Source organism: Streptomyces incarnatus (genome assembly GCF_001027185.1).
Taxonomy (GTDB): domain Bacteria; phylum Actinomycetota; class Actinomycetes; order Streptomycetales; family Streptomycetaceae; genus Streptomyces; species Streptomyces puniciscabiei.
The window spans coordinates 1,366,756-1,391,282 of the sequence record NZ_CP011497.1; the positions used below are offsets into that span (position 1 = coordinate 1,366,756).

Genomic DNA, 24,527 nt, shown 5'->3' on the forward strand with positions numbered 1-24,527 from the left:
ATGGCGACCACACGGACCGGAACCACGCCCGTCAACCACCCGACCGCCGCCGGCGGCACGGTCGCCTCCACCGTCCCGGTCAGCGCCGTCCACGCGGAGGGCTCCCCCCTGGACTGGGGTGCGAGCCTGGTCGAGGGCGAGATCGTCCTGGACGAGACGGTGGCCCCCAACGCGCCCTGGTCGGCGGTGGTGCGGACGGGCCACGTCCTGACGATCGTCGACGTCGGCGGCAACCAGTCGGCCGACTGCCTGCTCTACGACGCCGACGACCCCGAGGAGCGCTACAGCGTCCCCGACACCCTGGCCTGGCAGGGCAACGCCTATGTGCGCACCGGCACCGTGCTGCGCAGCAACGAGGGCCGCCCGTTGATGACCGTCGTCGCCAACGAGGTGGACCGCCAGGACACCATCGGCGGCGCGTGCGGCAAGGAGTCCAACACCCTTCGCTACGGCCATCATGTGATGTTCCAGCACGGCTGCCGTGAGAACTTCCTCGCCGAGGCCGGGCGGCGTGGCCTCGGGGTGCGGGACATCGTCTCCAACCTCAACTGGTTCATGAACGTGCCCGTCGAGGCGGACGGCGCGCTGGGCATCGTGGACGGCATGTCGGCGCCGGGCCGCCGGGTCGCGGTGCGCGCCGAGACGGACGTGCTGGTGATCGTGTCCAACTGCCCGCAGATGAACAACCCGTGCAACGACTTCAATCCCACTCCGCTGCGGATGATCGTCGTGGATCCGGCACCGGTCGACGTCGACACACGGTCCGCGGAAGCCGCTCGCACCACGAAGGAGGGCGCGTGATCCGCCCCACCGCCGTTCTCGTCGCCAACCGCGGTGAGATAGCCCGCCGGGTGATCCGCACCGCCAGGAGGATGGGCCTGGGCACCGTCGCCGTCTTCTCCGACGCCGACCGGGCCGCCCCGCACGTCCGCGAGGCCGATCACGCGGTCCGCCTCGGTCCGGCGCCCGCCCGCGCGTCGTATCTGCGCGGGGAGGTGATCATCGAGGCCGCGCTCGCCCATGGGGCGGGCATCATCCACCCCGGCTACGGTTTCCTCTCCGAGAACGCTGTCTTCGCCCGTGCCGTGGAGGAGGCCGGTCTGCGTTTCGCGGGACCGACCGCCGACCAGATCACGGCCTTCGGTGAGAAGCACACCGCGCGCGCCCTGGCCAAGGCCGCCGGAGTGCCGCTGCTGGCCGGGACGGAGTTGCTCGCAAGCGCCGAGGAGGCCGTCACCGCGGCCTCCTCCATCGGGCTGCCCGTGATGGTCAAGGCCACCGGCGGTGGCGGCGGCATCGGCATGCAGGCCTGCGCCACCGCCGGTGAGGTACGCGGGGCCTTCGCGCGCGTCGCGGCACTCGCGGAGTCCAACTTCGGATCCGCAGGGGTGTTCCTGGAGCGCCTGGTGCGCCCCGCCCGCCATGTCGAGGTGCAGGTCTTCGGCGACGGCACCGGCCGGATCGCCGTCTTCGGCGACCGGGACTGCTCGTTGCAGCGCCGCAACCAGAAGGTGATCGAGGAGGCCCCGGCCCCGGCCCTGCCTCCTCATGTGCGGGCACTGCTGCACGACTGCTCGCGCCGGCTGCTGGCCTCGGTCGGCTACCGGGGCGCGGGGACCGTGGAGTTCGTCTACGACCCCGTGCGCGAGGAGGCCGCCTTCCTGGAGGTCAACACCCGTCTCCAGGTCGAACACCCGGTGACCGAGGAGGCGTACGACGTCGACCTCGTCGAACTGATGCTCGTCCTGGCCCGTGACGGCGGGGTCGAGGACGCGGTGTTCGAGCGGGAGTGGACGCCCGCCGGGCATGCCGTGGAGGCCCGCGTCTACGCCGAGGACCCCGGCAAGGACTCGCTGCCGTCCTCGGGCCTGATCACCCGGGCGGTCTTCCCCGGCCAGGGCGCCGACGACATGCCCGGCGTGCGCGTCGACGGCTTTGCCGAAACCGGTCTGGAGGTCTCGCCGTACTACGACCCCATGCTCGCCAAGGTGATCGCGAAAGGCCCCACCCGGGAGGCCGCGTTCGACGTGCTCGGCCAGGCCCTGGCCGCGAGCCGGGTCGACGGCATCGTCACCAACCTGGGCCTGCTGCGCGAGCTGACCTCGCGGGGCGAGGTGCGCGGGGCCGTGCACAGCACCAGCACGCTCGCCACCACGGCCGACCCCGATCCGCGCATCGACGTCCTGGTGCCGGGCGCGATGACCACCGTCCAGGACCTCCCGGGCCGGCTCGGCTACTGGCACGTGGGCGTGCCGCCGAGCGGCCCCTTCGACGCCGTCTCCTTCGCCGAGGCCAACCTGGCCGTCGGCAACCCGGCCCAGACCCCTGGCCTGGAGGTCACCGCGGGCGGGCTGAGCCTGCGCTTCTCGGCCGCCACCGTGGTCGCCGTCACCGGCGCTCCCGTCCCGGTCACGGTCGACGCCAGCGCGGCAGCCCTGTGGGAGCCCGTCACGGTCCCAGCCGGCGCCACCCTGGTGCTCGGCGCCTGCCAGGGGCCGGGCCTGCGTACCTATGTGGCCGTCCGGGGCGGCATCGACGTACCCGAATACCTGGGCAATGCCTCGACGTTCACCCTCGGCGGCTTCGGCGGACACGGCGGTCGGGCGCTGCGCGCCGGAGACGTACTGCGGCCCGGAGCTTCGCCGACCGCCGGCGGCGGCCCCACCCCGCCCGAGCGCCGGCCGGCGATCACCTCGCACTGGCAGATCGGTGTCACCGAAGGGCCGCACGCGGCGCCCGAGTTCTTCACCCGCGAGGACATCGACACCCTCTACGCCACGGACTACAAGGTCCACCACAACTCGGCCCGCACCGGCGTCCGCCTGATCGGGCCCAAGCCGCGGTGGGCGCGCCAGGACGGCGGTGAGGCGGGCCTGCACCCCTCCAACATCCACGACACGCCGTACGCGGTGGGTGCCCTCGACTTCACCGGCGACACGCCGATCATCCTGGGCCCCGACGGGCCGTCCCTCGGCGGGTTCGTCTGCCCCGCGGTGGTCGCCAGCGGCGAACTGTGGAAGCTCGGCCAGCTCCGCCCCGGCGACACCGTCCGCTTCGTACCGGTCAGGGAAGCCGAGGCGGCCGCCCTCGACGCCCGCCGTTCCTCCCCCGCGCTGATCGGCACCGGCGGAGACGGCGACGACGGGGTACTCGGCCGCCTGGAGGCCACCGATGCCCGCCCCGCCGTCACCTACCGCCGGGACGGCGACGACAACGTCCTGGTCGAGTACGGCCCCATGGTCCTCGACCTCGGCCTGAGGATGCGGGTCCACGCCCTGCAGGAGACCCTCGCCGCGCACGCGCCCGACGGCGTCCTCGACGTCACCCCGGGCATCCGCTCCCTGCAGATCCACACCGACGCCCGCCGGCTGAAGGCCCGTGACCTCACCGCCCTGCTGCGCGAGCTGGAGGACGAAGTCCCGCCCAGCGACGAACTGGTGGTCCCCTCCCGCACCGTGCGGCTGCCGCTCAGCTGGGACGACCCGGCCACCCGGCTCGCCATCGAGCGGTACATGGCCGGGGTGCGCGACGACGCCCCGTGGTGCCCGTGGAACATCGAGTTCATCCGCCGGGTCAACGGCCTTCGGACCGCCGACGATGTCTACCGCACCGTCTTCGACGCCTCCTACCTGGTGCTCGGCCTCGGCGACGTCTATCTCGGCGCCCCCGTCGCCACCCCGCTCGACCCACGGCACCGCCTGGTGACCACCAAGTACAACCCGGCCCGCACCTGGACCGCGGAGAACTCCGTCGGCATCGGCGGCGCCTACCTGTGCGTCTACGGCATGGAAGGTCCCGGCGGCTACCAGTTCGTCGGCCGCACCGTGCAGATCTGGAACCGGTTCCGCAAGGGCGGCCTGTTCCAGGACTCGCCGTGGGCGCTGCGCTTCTTCGACCGCATCGAGTGGTATCCCGTCACCGCGGAGGAACTGCTCGAACTGCGGGCCGAGACCGACGCCGGGCGCGGTGACTTCGCGACCGAGGAGGGCACCTTCTCGATCGCCGAGTACAACGCCTTCCTGGCCGCGGAAGCCGACTCGATCGCCGCGTTCCGCCGGCGGCAGAGCACCGCCTTCGAGGCCGAGAAGCAACGCTGGCGAGCCGCCGGCGAATTCGACCGCGACGACGATCCCGAACCCGTGACCGCCAGTGCTGCCGTCACCCTGCCGGACGGGGCGGTCCCGGTCACCGCGCCGTACACCGCCACCGTCTGGCAGATCGCCGCCGAGCCGGGCGCCACCGTGGCGAGCGGCGATGCGATCCTCTCCCTGGAGGCGATGAAAATGGAGTCCACCGTGAACGCCCCCACCGCCGGGACACTGCTGGAGATCTACGTCAAGCCCGGTGAGCAGGTCGCCCCCGGCCAGATCCTCGCGGCGGTGCGGGCGTGAACGCCATGGCACCGGCCGCCCGCGTCCAGGCCGCCTACGAGCGCATCGAGGGCGTCGGCCGGCCAGAGATCTGGATCAGCCTCAGGCCACGCGAAGAGGTGCTCGCCGAGGCGGCCGGTGTCGACCCGGCGCTGCCGCTGGCCGGCCTGGTGGTGGCTGTCAAGGACAACATCGACGTGGCCGGTCTCCCCACCACCGCGGGCGCCCCGTCGTACGCCTACGAACCGCGGTCCGACGCGCCCGCGGTGGCGCGGCTGCGCGCGGCCGGCGCGGTGGTGCTCGGCAAGACCAACCTGGACCAGTTCGCCACCGGCCTGGTCGGCACCCGCAGCCCCTACGGCGCGGTGCGCAACGCCTGGGACGCGGCCCGCATCTCCGGCGGGTCGTCCTCCGGATCCGCCGTCGCGGTGGCGCTGGGCATCGCCGACATCGCGCTCGGCACCGACACGGCCGGCTCCGGGCGGGTGCCCGCCGCCCTCAACGGCATCGTCGGTGTCAAGCCCACCAAGGGCCTGGTGCCCGTGACCGGAGTGGTCCCCGCCTGCTACACCCTCGACTGCGTCACCGTCTTCGCCCGCGACCTGCAACTCGCCCGCGCCGCCGCGGAGTTCGTCGAAGGCCCCGATGCGGCCGATCCGCTCTCCCGCACCGGCACCCAGCTTCCGCCGCCCCCCGCGCGCCCGCGGATCGCCGTACCGGCCGGTGAGCATCTGAACGGCATGGCCGACGGCTGGCGCGCAGCCTTCGACGCCGCCGTCGCCCGCATGGCGAGCACCGGTGCGGAGATCGTCGAAACCGACATCACCCCGCTGCTTCAGGCCGCGGACCTGCTGTACGGCGGCGCGTTCGTCGCCGAGCGGTACGCCGCCGTGGGCGCGCATCTGGAGAAGCACCGCGACCTGATCGGGGCGGACCTCGATCCGACCGTCGCCGCCATCGTGCTGGCGGGCCGGGAGAAGACCGCCGCCGACTGGGCCGCCGACGCCGCCAGGCTCGCCGCGCTCGGCGCCGCCGGACGCGCGGCGCTCGACGGCTGTACAGCTCTCCTGACGCCGACCACCACCTGGCACCCCACTTTCGACGAGGTGGCGGCCGACCCGGTCGGCGCCAACGCCCGGTTGGGACGGTTCACCAACTTCGCCAACCTGCTGGACTGCGCCTCGCTCGCCGTTCCCGCCGGGTTCGTGGACGGCCTGCCGTTCGGCGTGATGTTCACCGGACCGGCCTTCTCCGACCGCGCCCTGGCCGCGCTGGCCGAGCGGTTCGCCAACCCCGGGCTCGACCTGTTCGTGGTCGGCGCCCACCTCACCGGTCAGCCCCTCAATGCCCAGTTGGTGCAGGCAGGCGGCTCCCTGACCGGCCGGGCCCGCACCGCGGGCGGCTACCGGCTGTACGCCCTGGCCACCGAGCCGCCCAAACCCGGCCTGCTCCGGGTCACCGAGGGCGGGCGGGACGCCTGCGCCCAGGCGGGTCACGCCACGGCGTCAGGCGGCGACGTGGGCGTGGGCATCGAAGGCGAGATCTGGCGGCTGCCGGCTTCCGGCTTCGGGGCGTTGACCGCCGCCGTGCCCGCGCCGATGACCATCGGCACCGTCGAACTGGCCGACGGACGACAGGTCTGCGGCTTCCTCGTCGAGCCGTACGCCGTCGAGGGCGCGCCCGACATCACCCGCTTCGGCGGCTGGCGGGCGTACACGGCGTCCGCGTGACCGGAGGCAGCGGGGCGGACACCTGGTGGCAGGATGGGGCCATGACGACGACGCGTCCCCGTCAAGGCAGGCCCCGGCACACGCCGCCGTCCGACCCCGGCACCTCCGCCCGGGAACAGATCCTCGACGCCGCCGGGGCGCTCTTCGTCGACCATGGGATCACCAGCACCAGCACCCGCATGATCGCCGAGCGGGTCGGCATCCGGCAGGCCTCGCTCTACTACCACTTCGCCACCAAGGAGGAGATCCTCGCCGAGCTGCTGGCGACGTCCGTGCGGCCCAGTCTGCAGATGGTGGACCGGATCCGGGCCCTGGTGCCCGAGCAAGCGGATGCGGCCGCCGCACTCTACGCCGTGGCCGCCATGGACGTACGCACCCTCTCCCGCACTCCGTACAACATCGGCACCCTCTATCTGCTGCCGGAGGTGCGGGCCGAGCGGTTCGACGCCTTCCGGGCCGAGCGGGGCCGTCTGCAGTCGAGCTACGGCACGCTCGGCGCCCTGGCGGCGACCGAGGACGTCGCGCGCGCCCTGCCCGCCGAGCGGCTCGGTGAACTGCTGATCCAGCTGGTGGAGGTCGTCATCCAGATACGGCGCTCCCGTGAGCCGGACGCGGCTGACACCGAGGCGATCGCGTCGTCGTGCCTGCGCCTGTGCGGGCTCGGGGAACCGGCGGTGGCCGCCGCCCGGGAGGAGGGCCGAAGGCTGCTGAGCAGCCTGGACTGACCGCCGGCCGCCCGCACACCCTCCAGCGCCGCTATGCAGCGGCTCAGCCGTCACCAGGCCCTCGGTGGACGCCCAGTGCCTCGTCCCGCACGAGCGGCTGCCGAAAGAGCGTTCCCGGGTCGGCACATGGTGCCACCGCCTCGGGCGCCGCTTCGGCGGCCGCGGGTGTCCACGCATGCCGACGGCCGGCGCCCTATGGGGGCGTCGGCCGGGAGAACCGTTGCGGTCCGGTGTTCGGGCGGCAGGGACGGCGTCCTTGGCGTCGGCGGCGGCCCGGTCCTGTCCCGTCTGGAGCGCCGGTGGGGTCAGCCACCCTGAAGAGCGCGCCGCGCCGTCCTCGGCCGAGGCCCTGATCTGGCGGAACGGGGCTCATGGCTGCTCCATGTCTGCCCGAACTCCGCTCGGCGCGCCGCACGACGCACGCAGCTGCCCCTGACAGCCGACGCCCCCCACAGCGGCCCTGGAGCGGCAGGTAGGTGCGGGCAGGGGCGTCAACCGCCCCGCCGGTGGGCGAGAGGCGGTCAACGACAACGGACAGCGGCACGGCGGCGGCCCAGGGGCCGACCCGTGCAGGTCCGGTGCTTCGGCCGCCTCGGCACCATGAACGGCACCCATCTGCTGTTCACCCCGCCTTCCCGCCCCACCTGGCGAGCGTCGACCGCCTGGTGCGCGAGTGGTACGGCCAGGTCTGCCGGCGCCTGGACCCCTGCCGCGACGACGCCGCCGTCCTGAGCGGGCCGGGCGCCGAGTTCACCCGCTCCGGACGGCCACATGTCGCAGGAGGTCTCCAACTCCTGTTCGTCACGGTACTGTTGCGCCTGACCGGCTGCCGCGGTCGGGGACGGACGGCGATCCGCACGCGGGATGCGAGATCTACGCCCGCTTCCACGCCGAACTGGAGTGCTCGTACGTCACCACCCGCCGCGCCGAGGACTACGCCCACCGTCTGGGCTGCACGGTCAAAACCCTCACCCGCGCGTGCCTGGCCGCCATCGGACAGCCCGTCAAACAGGTCATCGGCGCACGCGTCGTCCTCCAGGCCCAGTGGCTGCTCACCCACACCGAAGAGCCGGTCGCCGTCATCGCCCGCCGCCTCGGATTCTCCGAACCCAGCGGCCTGCACGGCGCCGGCCGGAACTGCCGCCGCAGACAGGCCTCGACGAACTCTCCCGCCTCGGATTCGAGATCGCCACGACCCGGCACGAGGCGGAGGCAGCCCTGCTGGAGACCGCCGCCGGTGGGGTCGGTACAGACACGGCCGCCACACCGCGGCGTGCTACGACGTACTTCCCGAGCCCGGCTGGACCGCGCCGATGCTCAGAAGGCCGACCGTCCCGGCGCAGGCCGTCGAGTCGTAGGCGACGTAGATCGGAGTCGTCTGGCCCGGCGGGTAAACCTGCAGGTACTGCGCGCCCGTCGGGTGGCACTGCGTCGTGGGGTAGTCACCGGCGTCGGTGATCCGCAGCAGCGCATTGCCCGTGGCCCCTGGTGCCAGCGTCACCAGCGCGCGAGGGGCTGCGGTGTTCCGTGTGGCGGCCGGGCCGATCTGACGCACGGGGCTGCCGCCGGCGAGCGACACCCCCGGATAGCCGTACAGGGTGCAGGTGGTCTGGGAGATGTTGGTGAAGTCGATCACCTGGTAGACGCTGCCGGCCGTGCCTTGGCTGACACCTGGTCTGGCGTTCAGATCACGGGTGGCGCAGGCAGCGGTGCGCTTGTGTGTCGTCCCGGCCGGCTGCGCCTGGGCGCTGGTGACCGTACTGCCGGACCGAGCCGTGCTGGCCGCGGCCGGCGCCGTCGTGGCCGACGCTGTCGCGGCCGGTGCTGTCGTGATGGGCGCTGTCGCGGCCGGCGCTGTGGTGGCCGACGGCCCAGAAGCCGTGACTGCAGCGGTGCCAACGGAGGAGGACGAGCCTGCGCTGCAGCCGGTGGCGAGCGCCATGACACATGTGAGCGCGGTGGCCGGGAATACTCGCCGGAGCATGAGTGGGGATGACATCGAGACTGCCCTTCTGCTGCGCAAAGCGGCCCATTGGCCGTGTGACACTCATGACGCCGCAGGTGCCGCGCCGGTTGTACCGGACGCGTACCAGCAACTTCACTGATATGTCACGCCGCTCGGGGACATGGACGGCTCGGCGGCCATGGTGCCGAGCGACACCCCTCGCCCCTGCGAGACCCAGCGCGTGGCTGGCATCCGTGAACCGTCCCGCACCTGACCGCAACGGGGCCCACGCGGGCCGAGGCGCAGCTCCCCTCCACGGGGAGCGACGACGACGCTCCACACGCCCCCCACCACGCGCGGCTCCCGCACACCGCCACGCCGTCCCCCAGCCGCATCCCGTTGCAAGGCCCTGACTTCTCGCACTCCGATTCGACACTGAAAGCCCTTTTCCACCCGGATCCCTTTATTTAAATAACTAATGCGACATTCATCACAGATTGGAATTGTTAAGCAAGGCGAAGGCCTCCCTTAGTGTGGTCGGACCAACAGGCCTAAACCGGATGTAATGGCCGTCTCCGTCGAGAGCCGGGGATCCGCGGCCGGGCGTCGGGGCCCGCCGCCTGACCGACCACCGGAGCACTTCGCTCGGCCCTGCCTCGACGTGACCAGTACCAGCACCTATGTGAGCACCGAATGGTGCCGACGGAGGTAGATCTGTGGCGTTGGCCAGAAGCAAAGTGGCGACGGCAACCGTCCTCGCGACGGCGATCGCGGGAGCCGTGCTCACGGCGTGTGGGCAGCACGCAGGCGGGCACGCACCCCGGAGCTCGCCCAGCAGTGTGACTCCCTCGACGACGCTCTCCTCTTCCAGGCCGCACTCGTCGTCCCAGACGCCGTCGCCCTCGCACGCTTCCCCGTCCGCGTCGGCATCCGGCCGCGCGGCAGGAGCAACGCAGTCCGGCCGCAATGGAGGCTCGCCCGCGGTGCCGTCCAAGCCCGCTTCGCGATCCGGCTCGGCGAACACCTTCGGGCAACTGCGGAGCGCCCCGGCGGGCTCCGAAGCGCTGGTCGGCCACGGGGTGGAGGGCAGCGGCAGGTCCGTGGCGCTCACCTTCGACGACGGCCCAGACCCGCGATGGACCCCGCAGGTACTCGCCCTCCTCGCTCAGCACCACGCCAAGGCCACCTTCTGCGAGATCGGGCCGCTCGCCCAGCACTACCCGTACCTGACCAAGGCGATCGTCGCGGACGGGGACCGGCTGTGCGACCACTCGGTCCATCATGACGAGCAGCAGGACCGCAAGTCGGTCGAGTACAACATCCACGAGATCGTCGACGCCAAGCGCGAGATCACAAACGCCGCGGGACACGGTGTGAAGCTGATGTACTACCGGGCACCCGGCGGCGACTGGAGCCCGACGATCCGGGGGATAGCCGGCGCCAACCACCTGCAGTCGCTCGGCTGGAGCGACGACGCCAACGACTGGCGGCGCCCGGGTGTGGACGGCATCCTGCGCAACATCAACCAGGACTTGCGACCCGGCGCGATCATCTTGATGCACGACGGCGGAGGTGACCGTTCGCAGACGGTGCAGGCGCTCGGCCGTCTCCTCAACCAGCTGGACGCTCAAGGCTACGGCTACGGCTTCCCGGCCTGAGCTCGACGCTGTCGACAAAAACCCGCCCCGGCCGGGGGCCGGAAGCGGGTACCAAGGCCCCTGCCCGGAAACCGGGCTCCGTGGGGCAACACTGTCTCTCTGTGTCCGAGGGGGGACTTGAACCCCCACGCCCGATAAAGGGCACTAGCACCTCAAGCTAGCGCGTCTGCCATTCCGCCACCCGGACTAGGTGTCTGCCGCCTTGCCGGGGGTGTTCCCCGTGGCGACAGGGACAACAATACCAAGGTTTCGGAGTGCGTTTCACCTGCGTATCCGTCCCGTGGCGCGGCTCGGGACGGGTCGGGCCGCCCGGGCCGGGGGCGTGCACGGAATGGATGAGGTTGCGTACAGAACGTGAGGGTTACGGCATGAGCTGGTAGTCCGGGAAGTTCCCGGGCAGCCGTTCCTCCCCCGGGCCCCGGGTCACGGCGCGGACGAGCAGGCCGCCGCCTACGAAGGCGCCGCGCCAGGAGGCGCCGAAGCCGCCGAAGAGCTCGTCGCGGTCGCCCCGGGAGCGGGAGACGCCGTGGCCGGTCTTGAAGGCGCGGATCTGCGGGGCGAGCCGGTCGTGGGTGACCCGGTCATCCGTGGCGAGGGTGGCGACCAGCGCCGCCGATGACGCGTTCATGGCGGCCAGCGGCTCGGCCTCGGTGCCGACCAGGACGATCGTGTCGACGGGCCCGAAGGGTTCCGCGTGGTGCAGTGGGGAGGACGGCGTGGCCCGGAAGGAACCGGGTGTCGTCCGGGCGGCCCCGGTACAGCGGTACGGCGCCCCGGTCGACCGCCTCGGCGACCTGGTCGGTGAGTTCCTTGGCCTTGGCCGCGTTGATCAGTGAGCCGTAGTCCAGCTCGGGTCAGTGGGCCGTAGTCCAGCTCGGGGAGCGGGTCGGCCGGATCCGCCACCGCGAGGGGGTGTCCGACGCGGACGGAGCGGACCGCGGGGAGGTAGGCGGCCAGGAACGCGTCGAACAGGGAGCGCTGCACCACGAAACGCGGGTAAGCGGTGCAGCGCTGGGGTGCCGGCCGGCAGGGCACGCGTACCGAAGGCCGGCTCGGCTCCATGGTGGTCGGCGCCTGGGGCTACAACGGCGCCTACGCGCTGGCCGGCGGCGTGTCGATGGTCGCGGCCGCGATCGCGCTGCTGCTGCGCCGGCCGGGCGGGGACGGGGCCGAGAAGGCCGTGGCGGCGGCGCGCACGCAGTCGGGCGCCTGAGACCGGCGGCGAGCACGCGGCCGACCGTGCGAGACCGGCGGCGAGCACGCGGCCGACCGCGCGAGACCGGCGGCGAGCGCGCGGCCGACGTCCTGGGCATGTCTGCCGGATGTTCCCCCTCTACGATCTGCACAGCGATCGCCGGAGGGGGAACACCGCATGCAGAGCACGCAGTTGGAGGCGGCGGCCGAGGAGACGGGGCGCCGGGTCACCACCCTGGAACTCTTCTTCGACCTGGTCTTCGTCTTCACGCTCACCCAGCTGACCGTGCTGCTCGCGCACGACCTGTCGTTCGCCACGGCAGGCCGGGTGGCACTGATCCTCGTTGTCCTGTTCTGGATGTACGGCGCCTACGCCTACCTCACCAACCAGGTGCCGCCCGACCGGCCGTCCCGGCGGCTGCTGCTCATGCTCGGCATGGCCGCGTTCCTGGTGTGCGCGCTCGCGATCCCCCGGGTCTTCGACGACACCGGCGTGGTCTTCGGTCTCGGGTTCCTGCTCGTGGTGGTCGTGCACACCGCCCTATACACCCGCAGCCACGGCTGGGACTCCATCTGGTACGGCGTCACCAACGCGCTGGCGGCCCTGTCGGTGACCGCCGCCGGGCTCGTCCACGGGCTTGCCGCGGACGGGCTCTGGCTGCTGGCGATCGCCCTGCAGTTCGTGACGCCGCTCGTGGCCGAGCACGGGCCCGGCCGTAAGGACGGACGCAGCGCGGCGACCCTGCGGGTGCAGCTGGGCGCCCTGGACCCGGCGCACTTCGTGGAGCGGCACGGGCTGCTGCTGATCATCGCCTTCGGCGAGTCCGTGATCTCCATCGGTGTCGGGATCGGTGATCTTCCGCTCACCCCCGGCCTGTTCTGCGGCGCGTTCCTCGCGCTGGCCCTGTCGGTCGCGCTGTGGTGGACGTACTTCGTGCGGGACGAGGAGGCGGCCGAGGCCGCGTTCCGGGCGACGCCCGCCCCGGCCCGCTGGCGGCTCGCGATGAACGCCTACTACTACGCCTTCCTGCCGATGCTGCTCGGCATCGCCTACCTCGCCGCGGGCATCAAGAAAACCCTCGGCCATCTGACCGAACACCCGCAGCCTGGACCGGCGTTGGCGCTCGCGGGCGGGGTGGCCCTGTTTCTCGCGGGCGACGTGGCCTTCCGCGCGGCCCTGCGGCTGCGGCCGGTCCGCTTCCGGGCGGCCGGCGCCGCCGTCGCCCCGGCCACCGCCGTGGTCGGGGTCCACCTGCCGGTCTACGGCGAACTCCTGCTGCTGGTCGCCGTGTTGGTGGGCATGCTGGCAGTGGAGGCCCGGTCCGGCGCGGCGGTCCGGCCGGCCGCCACCGGGGTGGACGAGTCTTCCGGGTGATCAGGACCCGTTGCGCTCGTGGTAGGAGCGGCGGGTGTGCTCAGTGTGGATCCGCATCAGGTGGGCAGCCCGCTCGTCGTCGCGATCGGCGATCGCGACGATCAGTTCCCGGTGCTCGATCCACGACTGCCGCCCGCGCTGCCGGGCCACCGGCGTGTAGTACCAGCGGACCCGGCGGTCCACCTGTGCGGCGAGTTCGGCGAGGACCGCGTTGCCCGCCAGTTCCATGACCTTGGCGTGGAAGGCGGCGTTGAGAGCGACGGCGCGGTCCACGTCGTCGGCGGCGACGGCCCTCTCCCCCTCGGCACACAGTTCCACCAGCGCACCGACCTTCTCGGCGGTGGCGTCGAGGGCGGCCAGCCGGGCCGCCTCCGCCTCCAGCAGGGTGCGGACGGTGAGGAGCTGGTCGGCCTCCTCCTCGGTCGGCTCGTGCACGAACGCCCCCTGCGCGGGCCGCAGATCGACCCAGCCCTCGGTGTTGAGCCGCTGCAGCGCCTCGCGCACCGGCTGCCGGGAGACGCCGAGGTGTCCGGCGAGCTCACTCTCGACCAGATGCTGGCCGGGCTGCAGCGCGCGGGTGGTGATGAGCTCCAGCAGTGCTTCGTAGACGCGGTCGCGCAGGGGTCCGGGGCGGTCCAGCTTGGGCACGGCCCCGCGCGGCAGTCCGGTCGACAACATCACGGTCCCCCTCCTGGGCGATTCTGGCGCGTGGGCGCTGGACGCCAGTATCGATTGTCTTTTGTCTACAGTCTACAGTGCACAAAATCCAGGCCTGTGTACGCCGACTTCACCGTTCGCCCGACCCTCACGGGCAGCGTACGACCTGCCCGGCGTACGACAGGTTGCCGCCGAAGCCGAACAGCAGCACGGGGTCGCCGGCCCGGAGCTCCCCCTGCTCGATCAGCTTGGAGAAGGCGAGCGGGATGCTGGCGGCCGAGGTGTTGCCGGATTCGGTGACATCGCGGGCGACCACGGCGTTGACGGCGCCGAGCTTCTCGGCCAGCGGTTCGATGATGCGCAGGTTGGCCTGGTGCAGCACGACCCCGGCGAGCTCCTCGGGGGCCACGCCGGCCCGTTCGCAGGCGCTGCGGGCGACGGCCGGCAGCTGGGTGGTGGCCCAGCGGTAGACACTCTGCCCCTCCTGCGCGAACCGCGGCGGAGTGCCCTCGATCCGCACGGCGCGCCCCATCTCGGGCACCGATCCCCACAGCACCGGCCCGATCCCCGGCTCCTGACCCGGCGGGCAGGCCTCGACGACGGCGGCCCCGGCGCCGTCGCCGACCAGGACACAGGTCGTGCGGTCGCTCCAGTCGGTGACGTCGGACATCTTGTCGGCGCCGATGACCAGCGCACGGGAGGCGGCACCGGCCCGGACGGTGTGGTCCGCGGTGGCCAGCGCGTGGGTGAACCCCGCGCACACCACGTTGACGTCCATCGCGGCGGGCTGCGGGATGCCGAGCCGGGCCGCGACCCGGGCGGCGGTGTTCGGGGAACGGTTGATCGCCGTGGAGGTGGCGACCAGGACCAGGTCGATGTCGCCGGGGGCCGTGCCGGCGGCGGCGAGGGCCTTGGCGGCGGCGTGCGCGGCCAGCTCGTCCACCGGCTCGTCGGGTCCGGCGATGTGCCGGGTGCGGATGCCCACCCGGCTGCGGATCCACTCGTCGCTCGTGTCGACCAGCCCGGCCAGGTCCTCGTTGGTGAGCACCCGGGCGGGCTGGTAGTGACCGATGGCGGCGATGCGCGAGCCGTTCATGGCGGGAGTCCCCTCGTGGCCGTGGGTAGCGGGATCCACCAGTCTGATCAGTGACCCACGGGTACGAGGGCAGGTGAAGCCACAGGAATCGGGCGTCCGAGTTGTCGGCTTCCCGCAGACCCTCGGACGCCCGAGCAGTCAGCCGGTGAACAGCTGTGTCGCCTTCTGCACGAGTTCGTACACCCCGTAGGCGAGGGGCGCCCCCACCCACAGCCAGGCGAGGGTGATCAGGCCGCGCCGGCTAGGCGGGCTGCTGTCGCTGGGCATCGGCGGCCTCCCTCTGGGCGGGGATGTGGTGGCGGGCGTGGACGGGACGGACGAGTTCGCCCGCGACGAAGCCGACGACGAGCAGGCCGATCATGATGCCGAACGACAGCCCGTACAGCGCCGGGCCGTGCTTCCCGGCCTCCTTCTGGCGGTCCGCGATCCAGTTGACGATCAGCGGCCCCAGCACGCCGGCGGTGGACCAGGCCGTGAGCAGCCGGCCGTGGATGGCGCCGACCTGGTAGGTGCCGAAGAGGTCCTTCAGATAGGCGGGGAGCGTCGCGAAGCCGCCGCCGTAGAAGGAGAGGATCACCAGGGCGCAGAACACGAACAGCGGCTTCGCCGAGTCCCCGAACAGTGCGATGAGCAGGTACATCAGCGCGCCGACGCCGAGGTAGCAGCGGTAGACGTTCTTGCGGCCGATGCGGTCGGAGGCGGACGACCAGCCGATCCGGCCGGCCATGTTGGCCGCCGACAGCAGCGCGACGAAACCGGCGGCCGCCGAGGACGACACCGGGGCGGAGCTGTCCGCGAAGAAGTCCGTGATCATCGGCGCGGCCTTCTCCAGGATGCCGATGCCGGCGGTCACGTTCGTGCACAGCACGATCCACAGCAGCCAGAACTGCGGGGTGCGCACCGCGCTGCGGGCGGACACCTGCACGCCGTCGACGGCACGCGGCCCGCTCGCGCCCGCCCCGGGAGCGTCCGCACGCGGCACGCGCACGAGCAGCACGCCGAGCGCCATGAAGACGGCGTACGACAGCCCGTGCACCAGGAACGCGAGGGCGATCCCGGAATGGCCGGTGCCGAAGGAGGAGAGCATCTGCGCGGACCAGGGCGAGGCGATCAGCGCGCCGCCGCCGAAGCCCATGATGGCGATGCCGGTGGCCATGCCGGGCCGGTCCGGGAACCACTTGATCAGCGTGGAGACGGGCGAGATGTAGCCGATGCCGAGGCCGATCCCGCCGACGACGCCGTAGCCGAGGACGATCAGCCAGTACTGCCTCGTCTGCGCGCCGAGCGCGGAGATCAGGAAGCCGGAGGAGAAGCAGACGAGGGCCACGGTCATGGCCCAGCGGGGCCCGTTGCGTTCGACGAGGGTGCCGCCGAACGCGGCGGACAGGCCGAGCATCACGATCGACAGCTGGAACGGCAACGCGCTCTGCGTGCCGTCGAGATGGAGCGCGGATTCGAGCGGCGGCTTGAACACACTCCACGCGTAGGCCTGTCCGATGGAGAGATGGACGGAGAGGGCGGCGGGCGGGACGAGCCAGCGGCTCCAGCCCGGGGGTGCGAGAGGGGGGCTGCTCATGCCCGCGGACGCTAGGGCGGGGAGCGGGAGTTGAGAAGGCCGCGGTCGACCGTATGCGGTGAACGGTATCCGGGACGCGTTCAACGGTCGCCGCGCGAACCCTTGCCGAGGGTCATTCCATGCTGTCGACAATATTTCGTCGACAGCATTCCTGAGACAGCATTCGTGCGACACCGGACGCCGTTCAGCCGACGAGCGGCTCGCGTCGGACCCTCTCCCCGGCACCTCCGCGGTATCCCTCACACCGAACGGAGTGCTGCTGCGGGAGGTCGGCCGGGCGATGCGGGACGCCTCGATCTGCGGTCTGGGGCAGACCGCGTGGAACGCCGTGGAATCCGCCATCGACCGTCTGGGGGCGCACGCATGACCGTGACACCGCTGGGGATCCCGCGCCGGATGCTGGAGTTCACCATCGACGGCGAGCCGGTCCTGGTGCCGGAGGGCTCGCGGACGCTGGTGCCGGCCTGCTCGCGCAGGGCGGAGCCGGGGATGGAGGCCCGTACCGGCACCGAGCGCGCCCGGCACAGCCGGAAGATCGTCCTGGAGCTGCTGGCCTCGTGGGTCGACTTGTCGACCACACCGGAGGCGGCCGGGTGGATCAGGGAGTACGACGCGAAGCCGGACCGTTTCGGCCCCGACGTGGCCCGGCTGACCGAGGAACCGAGGGTCGACAACGAGCTGTACGTGCGGGACTACGGCAAGTGCATCCTGTGCTACAAGTGCGTCGACGCCTGCGGTGACCAGTGGCAGAACACCTTCGCCATCTCGGTCGCCGGGCGCGGTTTCGGCGCGCGGATCGCCGTCGAGCACGACGCCCCGCTCACCGGCTCGGCGTGCGTGTACTGCGGAGTGGGCTGCACCCTCACGCTCCATGTGCAGGACAATGAGATCGTGAAGGTCACCTCGCCGCACGACGACCCGGTGACCCACGGCAATCTCTGCATCAAGGGCCGTTTCGGCCACCAGCACGTACAGAACCGGGGCTGATCAGGACATGGGACGAGTCACGGAACGACGCAAGGTCCTCCGCATCCGGGACGGGGCGCTCTCCACCCGGCCGGACACACTCGTCGCCGAGGAACCCCTGGAGATCCGCCTCAACGGCAAGCCGCTCGCGATCACCATGCGCACCCCGGGCGACGACTTCGCGCTGGCGGCGGGGTTCCTCGTCAGCGAGGGTGTGCTGGCGACCGCAGACGATCTGCAGAACATCGTCTACTGCGCGGGGGCGACGGCGGACGGCTCCAACACGTACAACGTGGTCGACGTGAAGACCGCGCCGGGGGTCGCCCTGCCGGACTTCACTCTGGAGCGGAACGTCTACACCTCCTCCTCGTGCGGCCTGTGCGGCAAGGCCAGCCTGGATGCCGTGCGCACGACCGCGCGCTTCCCGATCGCCGACACTCCCCCGGTCCGGATCACCCCCGAGCTGCTGGCGAGTCTCCCCGACCGGCTGCGGGCGGCCCAGCGGGTGTTCGACCGGACCGGGGGCCTGCACGCGGCGGCGCTGTTCAGCGAGGGCGGCGAGCTGCTGGACGTGCGGGAGGACGTGGGCCGGCACAACGCGGTCGACAAACTGGTCGGGCGGGCGCTGCGGAACGGCGGCCTGCCGCTGTCGCGGGCGATCCTCCTGGTCTCCGGGCGGGCCTCGTTCGAGCTGGCGCAGAAGGCCGTGATGGCCGGTATCCCGGTGCTGGCGGCCGTGTCGGCGCCGTCGTCGCTGGCGGTGGACCTGGCCGCCGAGACGGGTCTGACGCTGGTGGGTTTCCTGCGGGGCAGCTCGATGAACGTGTACGCGGGCGAGGACCGCATCGTCCTGCACGAGGCGGCCGCCCAGGGCTGAGGTGCCGCACCTTTTTCGGCTTCGTTCGCCTCCGGGGGCGCCTCAGCCGGTCGAGGGGCCCGAGCGTGCTCAACGCTTCGCGCCTGCTCGCGTTCGGGCCCCTCGACACCGGCGCGCCCCCTGCGGCTCTCTTCGCGGTCGGCACGTAGGGACAGCCTGCCTTGGTGGTCTCGCACCGTCGGCCGGGGGCCCGGTCGGGCCGGGCACGGTGCTGTCAGCCGAAGGTCACGTCGGACGACCTCGTCACCGTGCCCAGCCTCGGGAAGTCCAGCCGGACGGACGCCTCGTGCTCGGCGGCGGTGAAGGCGGCCATGGCGTCCTCGGCGAAGACCAGGCCGTAGCCGAGGTCGGCGGCGGCGCGGGCGGTGGACTCGACGCCGAGGTTGGTGGCGATGCCGCCGAACACCAGGGTGGTGACGCCGCGTTCGCGCAGCCGCTCGTCCAGGCCGGTGCCCTGGAAGGCGCCGACGGTGCGCTTGACCACCTCCAGGTCGCCGGGCCGGGCCAGGCCGGGCACGAGTCCGCTGCCGGGCGGCTGTTCGGCGACCGAGGGGCGTTCGACCCGGACGAGGACGACGGGCGCCCCGGCGGCGCGGAAGGCACCGGCCAACTCTTCGGCCGCGGCCAGCACTTCGGTGCCTTTGCGGGGTTCCAGGGGCAGCGCGACGATGCGTTCCATCAGGTCGACGAGGACCAGTGCGGTGCGCTGCGGGTCGAGGACGGGAGCTGCGGTCATGACGGAACGTTAGCCGCCGTCAGCCGTCCGTGCCGGAAATCCGGATCAACAGGCCCATGAACTGATCGCGTTCGGCGGCGGACAGCGGGGCGAGCAGTTCGTCGTTGGCCTTGCGGGCCGCCTTCTCGCAGCGCGCGAGGAGGCGGGCGCCGTCCTCGGTGAGGGACACGGCGTTCTTGCGCCGGTCCCTGGGGTCGGGGGCGCGCAGGACGTGTCCGGCGGACTGAAGGTCGTTGAGCACGCCGACCAGGTCCTTGGGATCCAGGCCCACACTGCGGCCGAGGTCGGCCTGGGCGACGGGCTGCAGGTCGCGGACGGCGGAGAGGACGACGTGGTGCCACATCTTCTGGCCCTCGGCCGCGAGCGCGTCGGCGACCAGGGAACGGCCCCGGGCGGCGGCCCGGCCGAGGAGCCAGCTGGGCAGGGAGCGGATCGCGGACAGGGGTGCTTCGGCCATGCCGGCAGCCTATCCGAGAAACCGTTGGACCCCCCAACGAATCTTCGCTACCGTTGGGACTCCCAACGAGTTCGTGGGTGTCCCCAACGACCGATGCGCCGGTGTCCCGCCGGCCCTGGAGGTGTGTGCGATGCGTCGCGTCCGGTATGAATCCACCGGCGGCCCGCTGTTCCTGGAGGAGACGCCCGTCCCCGAGCCCGGCCCCGGGGAGCTGCTGGTGCGCTGCGCGGCGGTCGGGGTCACCCTGCCCGTGGTCCGCAAGGTCACCGAGGCCGCCGAGCCGATCGCACTCGGCGGTGAGATCGCCGGCGAGGTGGTGGCGGTGGGCGAAGGGGTGACCCGTTTCCGGCCGGGCGAGCGGGTGACCGGCCTGTGCTTCGGGCACGGGTACGCCGACTTCGCCCTGCTGCAGGAGGCCATGGCCTCCCCGATACCGGACGGCGCCGATGCCGTGGACGCGATCGCGCTGGTGCGCAGCGGCCTGGTGGCGTTCGGGGCACTGGAGGCGGCGCGCCCGGTGCCGGGCGAGGCGGTGCTCGTGACGGCGGCGGCGAGCGGGGTCGGGCACCTGGCCGTGCAGCTGGCGCGGGCGCGGGGTGCGCGGCGGGTGGTGGGGGCCGTGTCCGACCAGGGGAAGGCGGAGTTCGTCCGCTCGCTCGGCGCGGACGACTGCATTCAGTATGGCGACGACGACTGGGGGGATGCCGTCGACTGTGTACTGGATGCCGTCGGCGGTGACCTGCTCACCCCCGCTCTCGCCGCCCTGGCCCCGCACGGCCGCCTCGTCGCCTACAGCTCCGGCGGCGGCACCATCCAGGCGTACGACCTGCTGGTGGGCGCCAAGTCGGTGATCGGCTTCCAGATGGCGCTGATCGCCCGCGGCCGGCCGGAGCTGTACGAGCAGTGGCGCCAGGAGCTGTGGCGCCTGTTCGCCGAGGGCACCCTGAAGCCCGCCGTGCACGCCGAGTTCGCCCTGGAGGAGGCGGCGAAGGCACACGAGGTGATCGAGCGGCGGGCCAACCTCGGCAAGGTGGTGCTGCGCCCGTAGGGCCGGTCCGTGGATGATCCCGGCGTCGCCCCAGCCCCTTCGCGCGCCGAGTGTGCCGCACGCTTCTTGTGGGGCGCCCCGGCCCCAACTACCGTCGACTGTGCGCACGTTGGACATGGGATGTCCGGATGTCCAGATGTCCGTCCCGGCCGACGAAGGGCAAGGTCCCACCATGCCGTCAGGTCTACGCGCCCGGCTCAGAGCCGTACTCGCCACCGCCCTCACCACGGCGGCACTGCTCCTGGTGCCGCTCGCGACCCCCCACCCGGCCCACGCCCGATCGCCCGCGGACACGCCCGAGTTCGAGCAGCGGATACTGTTCAAGGCCTCCCAGGACCCCGGCTACGCCTGCTTCCGCATACCGGCGATCGTGCGGACCGTCGACGGCACGCTGCTCGCGTTCGCCGAGGGCCGGGTCCTCAACTGCGGGGACGCCGCCGACATCGACATCGTGCTCAAGCGCTCCGCCGACGGCGGCCGCACCTGGGGACCGCTGCAGGTGGTCAACGAGGGCGCGGGTGACACGCACGGCAACCCGGCGCCGGTCGTGGACCGGGAAACGGGCCGGGTCTGGCTCGCGGAGACGTACAACACCGGCCGTACCGACAGCGCCAGTTGCTCGATCCCATGCGACCGCACCCCGCACCTGCAGTACAGCGACGACGACGGCCGCACCTGGTCCGTGCCCCGCGATCTGAGCCCGGAGATCCTGCCCGCCGACTGGAACTCCTGGTACGCCACCGGGCCGGTGCACGGCATCCAGCTCACCAGGGGCCGGTACGCGGGCCGGCTGGTCTTCGGCGTCAACACCGAGACCTGGGACGGCGGCCGGGTCACCGCCAACCACGCGGCGCTGATCGTGAGCGACGACCACGGCGGCCACTGGCGGATCGGCGCCACCGACACCTGGCCCATCGCCGACGACGGCACCTTCCGGCAGAAGCCCTCCGAACTGACCCTCGCCGAGCGCGGCGACGGCTCGATCCTGGTCAGCGCCCGCGAGCAGGACGGCACCGACCTCGGCCACCGCACCCAGGCCGTCAGCCGCGACGGCGGCGACGGCTTCACCGCGCCCTTCCACGACCTGCCCGACCTGTACGCCCCGCAGGTGCAGGGCGCGCTGCTGCGCCTCGGCGACCGCATGCTGCTGGCCTGCCCCGGCGACCCCGACCGGCGGCGCACCATGATGATCCGCTCCTCCTACGACGGCGGCCGCACCTGGGACAGCGTGGACCGCGGCACGGTCGTCACCACGGACTGGTCCGGCTACTCCGACCTGGTGCGCGCCGACGCGGACACCGTCGGCCTGGTCTACGAGGGCGGCGCGGTGGACGCGCGCGACGAGATCCGCTTCGCCCGCTTCACCGAGGACTGGCTCGCCCCGCGCCGCGGCCCCGACCCGGTCACCGCCGACCTCGCCCCGCACGCCCGACCGGCCGTGGTGCTCGGCGGCGCGCGGGAGACGGACGGCGTCTTCGGCGGCGCGCTGGAGTTCGACGGCACCGACGACGCCGTACGCCTGCCCTTCCGCACGGGGCTGCCGCTGGGGACGAAGGACTTCACGGCGTCCCTGTGGTTCCGGTACACGGCCACGACCGGCGAGCAGCCGCTGCTGTGGATGGGCGGGGCCGGCGCCACCCAGCCGCAGGTGTGGGTGCGCGGGGAGCCGGCGAACCACCGTATACAGGGGCTGATCACGGTACGGGACGGAGCGGCCGTACCGCAGACCGCGTACGTGCGCACGGATACCGCATACAACGACGGCCGGTGGCATCACCTCGTGCTGCGCCGGGGCGACGGGCGGCTGTCGTTGTTCGTCGACGGTATGCAGTCGTCCGTCGCCGGCATTCCGGGCTCGGTCAGCCGCAACTCCCCCTTCGGCGTGCACATCGGTCAGCGCATGGACAGCCGTGCCTTCTTCACCGGAGCCATCGACGAGGTGCACGTCTGGGACCGGGCCCTGACCGACGAGGAGCTGGCCGCCCCCAAGGCGCTCAGGTCACCGAAGGACACGGTCCTGTGGCTGCCCCTGGACCGCGTGAGCGGCTGACCCTCCGCCGGCGCCCGGGGCCTCCTCCGGGTCCCGGGCCCGGCGCTTGGCGATGACCGCGCACACCATCAGCTGCATCTGGTGGAAGAGCATCAGCGGCAGCACGGCCAGGGAGGCGTGCGCGCCGAACAGGACACCGGCCATGGGCAGCCCGGAGGCCAGGGACTTCTTCGAGCCCGCGAACTGGATGGCGATCCGGTCCTCCCGGCCGAAGCCGAGCGCCTTGCCGCCGTACCAGGTCAGCACGAGCATCACGGCGAGCAGGGCGGCCTCGACGGCGAGCAGCCCGCCGAGCCTGGCCGGGCTGACCTGGTGCCAGATGCCCCGGACCATGCCCTCGCTGAAGGCGGTGTAGACGACCAGCAGGATCGAACCCCGGTCGACCAGCCCGAGGACCTTCTTGTGCCGGGCGACGAACCGGCCGATCCACGGCCGCAGCACCTGCCCGGCGAGGAACGGCACCAGCAGCTGGAGCACGATCTTGACCAGTGAGTCGGCGGAGAACCCCCCGCCGCTGTTGCCCAGCAGCCCGGCTGCCAGCAGCGGGGTGACGACGATGCCGATGAGGGAGGAGAAGGAGCCCGCGCAGATCGCCGCGGGTACGTTGCCGCGGGCGATGGAGGTGAACGCGATGGACGACTGGATCGTGGACGGCACGAGCGTCAGGAACAGCAGCCCCTGGTAGAGCGGCTGGGTCAGCAGCACCGGCACCAGAGCGCGCGCCGCCACCCCGAACGCCGGGAAGAGCACGAACGTGCAGACCAGCACGGTGACGTGGAGCCGCCAGTGGCGCAGCCCGTCCAGCGCCTCCCGCGTGGAGAGCCGGGCGCCGTAGAGGAAGAACAGGAAGGCGATCGCGGCCGTGGAGGCGCCGGAGGCGACGTGGGCGGCGGTGCCGTGGGCCGGGAACAGGGCCGCGAGGCCCACCGTGCCGATCAGCAGCACGATGTACGGGTCGACCGGCATCCAACTCGGCCAGCGCAGGCGTTTCACGGTGCTCCGATTGCAGTGTGTGTCGTCTTGCAGGGGCTGTGGTCTTGCAGCGTGTGTGGTCTTGCGGTGGGTGCTGTCGTGATCCGGGCCCGTAGGCGCCCCCTCCATCGTCCTCCGGAGCCCGTCGATCGGGAATCCCGCATACCACTCTGACTGTCATCACGATTCTCGATAGGCGGCTACGCTGCCTCGCATGTACGACCCCACGCAGCTGCGCACCTTCCTCGCCGTGTCCCAGACGCTGAGCTTCACCCAGGCGGCGCGCCGGCTGGGGCTGCGGCAGTCCACGGTGAGCCAGCACGTGCGCCGGCTGGAGGACGCGACCGGGCGGCAGCTGTTCACCCGGGACACCCATGCGGTGGAGCTGACCGAGGACGGCGAGGCGATGCTGGGCTTCGCCCGCCGGATCCTGCAGGTCCACGAGCAGGCCACGGCGTTCTTCACCGGCACCCGGGTGCGCGGCCGGCTGCGGTTCGGCGCGTCCGAGGACTTCGTGCTCACCCGGCTGCCGGAGATCCTGGAGGGCTTCCGCTACGACCATCCCGAGGTCGATCTGGAGCTGACCGTGGAGCTGTCCGGCACCCTGCACGAGCAGCTGGCCGCCGGGAAGCTGGACCTGGTGCTGGCCAAGCGGCGCCCGGAGGACCCCCGGGGGGAACTGGTCTGGCGCGACGATCTGGTGTGGATCGGCGCCGAGCGGCTGCGGCTGGACGCGGACCGGCCCGTCCCGCTGATCGTGTACCCGCCGCCCGGCATCACCCGGGCCCGCGCGCTCCGGGCGCTGGAGGGCGAGGGCCGCGCCTGGCGGATCGTGTGCACCAGCGGCAGCCTCAACGGACTGATCGCGGCGGCCCGCGCCGGGCTCGGGGTGATGGCCCACTCCCGCCGTCTGATCCCGCCCGGTCTCTTCCGCCTGCCGGACCGTGCCGGGCTGCCCGACCTTGGCAAGGTCGACTTCGTGCTCGTCCACGGCCGCCGCCGGGGCGCGGCGGAGGAGGCGGCGAACGCGCTGGCCACGGCCGTCCTGGCGGGCGGGGAGCGGCTGCGCCGGCGGGGCGGCTGAGGGGCGTCACC

20 protein-coding genes, 1 tRNA gene and 4 pseudogenes are annotated in these 24,527 nt (G+C 72.3%); 15 read left to right on the forward strand and 10 right to left on the reverse strand.

Annotated features, from left to right (window positions below; genetic code table 11):
- From ABB07_RS06050 to ABB07_RS06070, 5 genes and pseudogenes are all read left to right on the forward strand, one after another.
- Positions 1–801, forward strand: coding sequence for an urea amidolyase associated protein UAAP2 (locus ABB07_RS06050; protein WP_208897733.1), 801 nt, complete (start codon positions 1–3; stop codon positions 799–801).
- Complete coding sequence (uca, locus tag ABB07_RS06055) at positions 798–4,391, forward strand: urea carboxylase (protein ID WP_208897734.1); 3,594 nt, start codon at positions 798–800, stop codon at positions 4,389–4,391. The genes ABB07_RS06050 and uca overlap by 4 nt, the downstream gene beginning before the upstream one ends.
- Positions 4,392–4,396: 5 nt before the next feature.
- Positions 4,397–6,100 carry an allophanate hydrolase gene (locus ABB07_RS06060; protein ID WP_208903308.1) on the forward strand — a complete coding sequence of 568 codons (1,704 nt, stop codon included), beginning with the start codon at positions 4,397–4,399 and terminating at the stop codon, positions 6,098–6,100.
- A gap of 41 nt (positions 6,101–6,141) precedes the next feature.
- Positions 6,142–6,825: a TetR/AcrR family transcriptional regulator gene (locus tag ABB07_RS06065; protein WP_208897735.1), complete on the forward strand. Its 684-nt coding sequence runs from the start codon at positions 6,142–6,144 to the stop codon at positions 6,823–6,825.
- A 673-nt stretch (positions 6,826–7,498) separates the two neighbouring features.
- Positions 7,499–7,888, forward strand: a pseudogene (locus tag ABB07_RS06070) (hypothetical protein); the annotation flags it as partial.
- Positions 7,889–8,101: 213 nt separating this feature from the next.
- Here the strand turns inward: ABB07_RS06070 and ABB07_RS40585 are convergent.
- The gene (locus ABB07_RS40585) at positions 8,102–8,512 is read right to left on the reverse strand and encodes a DUF4232 domain-containing protein (protein WP_244189734.1); all 411 of its coding nucleotides are present in this window, start codon (positions 8,510–8,512) and stop codon (positions 8,102–8,104) included.
- Here ABB07_RS40585 and ABB07_RS40590 point away from each other — a divergent pair.
- Together ABB07_RS40590 and ABB07_RS06080 are read left to right on the forward strand one after the other, a co-directional pair.
- On the forward strand, positions 8,481–8,930 hold the full coding sequence (locus ABB07_RS40590) for a hypothetical protein (protein WP_244189837.1): 450 nt from the start codon (positions 8,481–8,483) through the stop codon (positions 8,928–8,930). The genes ABB07_RS40585 and ABB07_RS40590 overlap by 32 nt on opposite strands.
- 823 nt (positions 8,931–9,753) lie before the next feature.
- Positions 9,754–10,428: a polysaccharide deacetylase family protein gene (locus ABB07_RS06080; protein WP_244189237.1), complete on the forward strand. Its 675-nt coding sequence runs from the start codon at positions 9,754–9,756 to the stop codon at positions 10,426–10,428.
- 102 nt (positions 10,429–10,530) lie between these two features.
- Here ABB07_RS06080 and ABB07_RS06085 read toward each other — a convergent pair.
- Positions 10,531–10,615, reverse strand: a tRNA-Leu gene (locus ABB07_RS06085).
- A gap of 174 nt (positions 10,616–10,789) precedes the next feature.
- Positions 10,790–11,442: pseudogene (locus ABB07_RS06090) on the reverse strand (aldehyde dehydrogenase family protein); the annotation flags it as partial.
- A 31-nt stretch (positions 11,443–11,473) separates the two neighbouring features.
- On the opposite strand from ABB07_RS06090, the pseudogene ABB07_RS06095 reads away from it, so the two are divergent.
- Positions 11,474–11,641, forward strand: a pseudogene (locus ABB07_RS06095) (MFS transporter); the annotation flags it as partial.
- A 159-nt stretch (positions 11,642–11,800) separates the two neighbouring features.
- Positions 11,801–12,997, forward strand: coding sequence for a low temperature requirement protein A (locus ABB07_RS06100; protein ID WP_208897738.1), 1,197 nt, complete (start codon positions 11,801–11,803; stop codon positions 12,995–12,997).
- Here the strand turns inward: ABB07_RS06100 and ABB07_RS06105 are convergent, their stop codons facing one another.
- The 4 genes from ABB07_RS06105 to ABB07_RS06115 form a co-directional block, all read right to left on the reverse strand.
- Positions 12,998–13,675, reverse strand: coding sequence for a GntR family transcriptional regulator (locus tag ABB07_RS06105; protein WP_208903309.1), 678 nt, complete (start codon positions 13,673–13,675; stop codon positions 12,998–13,000). It abuts the gene before it with no gap.
- Positions 13,676–13,802: 127 nt separating this feature from the next.
- Complete coding sequence (locus tag ABB07_RS06110) at positions 13,803–14,750, reverse strand: beta-ketoacyl-ACP synthase III (protein ID WP_208897739.1); 948 nt, start codon at positions 14,748–14,750, stop codon at positions 13,803–13,805.
- Positions 14,751–14,888: 138 nt separating this feature from the next.
- Positions 14,889–15,017, reverse strand: coding sequence for an MFS transporter small subunit (locus ABB07_RS41495; RefSeq protein WP_267888677.1), 129 nt, complete (start codon positions 15,015–15,017; stop codon positions 14,889–14,891).
- Positions 14,992–16,326 (reverse strand): OFA family MFS transporter, encoded by a 1,335-nt coding sequence (locus ABB07_RS06115; protein WP_208897740.1) that lies wholly within the window; start codon positions 16,324–16,326, stop codon positions 14,992–14,994. Before ABB07_RS06115 ends, ABB07_RS41495 begins: the two co-directional genes overlap by 26 nt.
- A 256-nt stretch (positions 16,327–16,582) precedes the next feature.
- On the opposite strand from ABB07_RS06115, the pseudogene ABB07_RS06120 reads away from it, so the two are divergent.
- The 3 genes and pseudogenes from ABB07_RS06120 to fdhD form a co-directional block, all read left to right on the forward strand.
- Positions 16,583–16,693 (forward strand): annotated as a pseudogene (locus tag ABB07_RS06120) (NADH-ubiquinone oxidoreductase-F iron-sulfur binding region domain-containing protein); the annotation flags it as partial.
- Entirely contained in the window at positions 16,690–17,313 is a 624-nt protein-coding gene (locus ABB07_RS06125) for a Fe-S-binding domain-containing protein (RefSeq protein ID WP_208897741.1), read from the forward strand. The pseudogene ABB07_RS06120 and the gene ABB07_RS06125, both read left to right, overlap by 4 nt.
- A gap of 7 nt (positions 17,314–17,320) precedes the next feature.
- The gene (gene fdhD / locus ABB07_RS06130; RefSeq protein WP_208897742.1) at positions 17,321–18,169 is read left to right on the forward strand and encodes a formate dehydrogenase accessory sulfurtransferase FdhD; all 849 of its coding nucleotides are present in this window, start codon (positions 17,321–17,323) and stop codon (positions 18,167–18,169) included.
- A gap of 214 nt (positions 18,170–18,383) precedes the next feature.
- On the opposite strand, the gene ABB07_RS06135 is transcribed toward fdhD, so the two are convergent.
- Both ABB07_RS06135 and ABB07_RS06140 read right to left on the reverse strand, forming a co-directional pair.
- Positions 18,384–18,905: an isochorismatase family protein gene (locus ABB07_RS06135; RefSeq protein WP_208897743.1), complete on the reverse strand. Its 522-nt coding sequence runs from the start codon at positions 18,903–18,905 to the stop codon at positions 18,384–18,386.
- A 19-nt stretch (positions 18,906–18,924) separates the two neighbouring features.
- On the reverse strand, positions 18,925–19,362 hold the full coding sequence (locus ABB07_RS06140; protein ID WP_208897744.1) for a MarR family winged helix-turn-helix transcriptional regulator: 438 nt from the start codon (positions 19,360–19,362) through the stop codon (positions 18,925–18,927).
- 130 nt (positions 19,363–19,492) lie between these two features.
- Between ABB07_RS06140 and ABB07_RS06145 the strand changes: the two genes are divergently transcribed.
- Both ABB07_RS06145 and ABB07_RS06150 read left to right on the forward strand, forming a co-directional pair.
- A complete protein-coding gene (locus ABB07_RS06145) occupies positions 19,493–20,410 on the forward strand; it encodes a quinone oxidoreductase family protein (RefSeq protein WP_208897745.1) in 918 nt (305 codons plus the stop codon).
- Positions 20,411–20,582: 172 nt separating this feature from the next.
- On the forward strand, positions 20,583–22,460 hold the full coding sequence (locus ABB07_RS06150; protein WP_208897746.1) for a sialidase family protein: 1,878 nt from the start codon (positions 20,583–20,585) through the stop codon (positions 22,458–22,460).
- Here ABB07_RS06150 and ABB07_RS06155 read toward each other — a convergent pair.
- Positions 22,410–23,453, reverse strand: a complete 1,044-nt coding sequence (locus tag ABB07_RS06155; RefSeq protein ID WP_425264686.1) for a bile acid:sodium symporter family protein — start codon at positions 23,451–23,453, stop codon at positions 22,410–22,412. The two genes, ABB07_RS06150 and ABB07_RS06155, sit on opposite strands and share 51 nt — an antisense overlap.
- A 193-nt stretch (positions 23,454–23,646) precedes the next feature.
- On the opposite strand from ABB07_RS06155, the gene ABB07_RS06160 reads away from it, so the two are divergent.
- A complete protein-coding gene (locus tag ABB07_RS06160) occupies positions 23,647–24,516 on the forward strand; it encodes a LysR substrate-binding domain-containing protein (RefSeq protein WP_208897747.1) in 870 nt (289 codons plus the stop codon).
- Positions 24,517–24,527: the final 11 nt, after the last annotated feature.

Excerpts from the sequence above, each read along its gene's own strand:
- ABB07_RS06100 (WP_208897738.1), top strand. The coding sequence starts at position 11,801 with ATGCAGAGCACGCAGTTGGAGGCGGCGGCCGAGGAGACGGGGCGCCGG.
- ABB07_RS06105 (WP_208903309.1), bottom strand. The coding sequence starts at position 13,675 with ATGTTGTCGACCGGACTGCCGCGCGGGGCCGTGCCCAAGCTGGACCGC.
- ABB07_RS06150 (WP_208897746.1), top strand. The coding sequence starts at position 20,583 with ATGCCGTCAGGTCTACGCGCCCGGCTCAGAGCCGTACTCGCCACCGCC.
- ABB07_RS06160 (WP_208897747.1), top strand. The coding sequence starts at position 23,647 with ATGTACGACCCCACGCAGCTGCGCACCTTCCTCGCCGTGTCCCAGACG.
- ABB07_RS41495 (WP_267888677.1), bottom strand. The coding sequence starts at position 15,017 with ATGCCCAGCGACAGCAGCCCGCCTAGCCGGCGCGGCCTGATCACCCTC.
- ABB07_RS06135 (WP_208897743.1), bottom strand. The coding sequence starts at position 18,905 with ATGACCGCAGCTCCCGTCCTCGACCCGCAGCGCACCGCACTGGTCCTC.
- ABB07_RS06065 (WP_208897735.1), top strand. The coding sequence starts at position 6,142 with ATGACGACGACGCGTCCCCGTCAAGGCAGGCCCCGGCACACGCCGCCG.
- ABB07_RS06060 (WP_208903308.1), top strand. The coding sequence starts at position 4,397 with ATGGCACCGGCCGCCCGCGTCCAGGCCGCCTACGAGCGCATCGAGGGC.
- ABB07_RS06125 (WP_208897741.1), top strand. The coding sequence starts at position 16,690 with ATGACCGTGACACCGCTGGGGATCCCGCGCCGGATGCTGGAGTTCACC.
- fdhD (WP_208897742.1), top strand. The coding sequence starts at position 17,321 with ATGGGACGAGTCACGGAACGACGCAAGGTCCTCCGCATCCGGGACGGG.
- ABB07_RS06145 (WP_208897745.1), top strand. The coding sequence starts at position 19,493 with ATGCGTCGCGTCCGGTATGAATCCACCGGCGGCCCGCTGTTCCTGGAG.
- ABB07_RS06115 (WP_208897740.1), bottom strand. The coding sequence starts at position 16,326 with ATGAGCAGCCCCCCTCTCGCACCCCCGGGCTGGAGCCGCTGGCTCGTC.
- ABB07_RS06110 (WP_208897739.1), bottom strand. The coding sequence starts at position 14,750 with ATGAACGGCTCGCGCATCGCCGCCATCGGTCACTACCAGCCCGCCCGG.
- ABB07_RS06140 (WP_208897744.1), bottom strand. The coding sequence starts at position 19,362 with ATGGCCGAAGCACCCCTGTCCGCGATCCGCTCCCTGCCCAGCTGGCTC.
- ABB07_RS06050 (WP_208897733.1), top strand. The coding sequence starts at position 1 with ATGGCGACCACACGGACCGGAACCACGCCCGTCAACCACCCGACCGCC.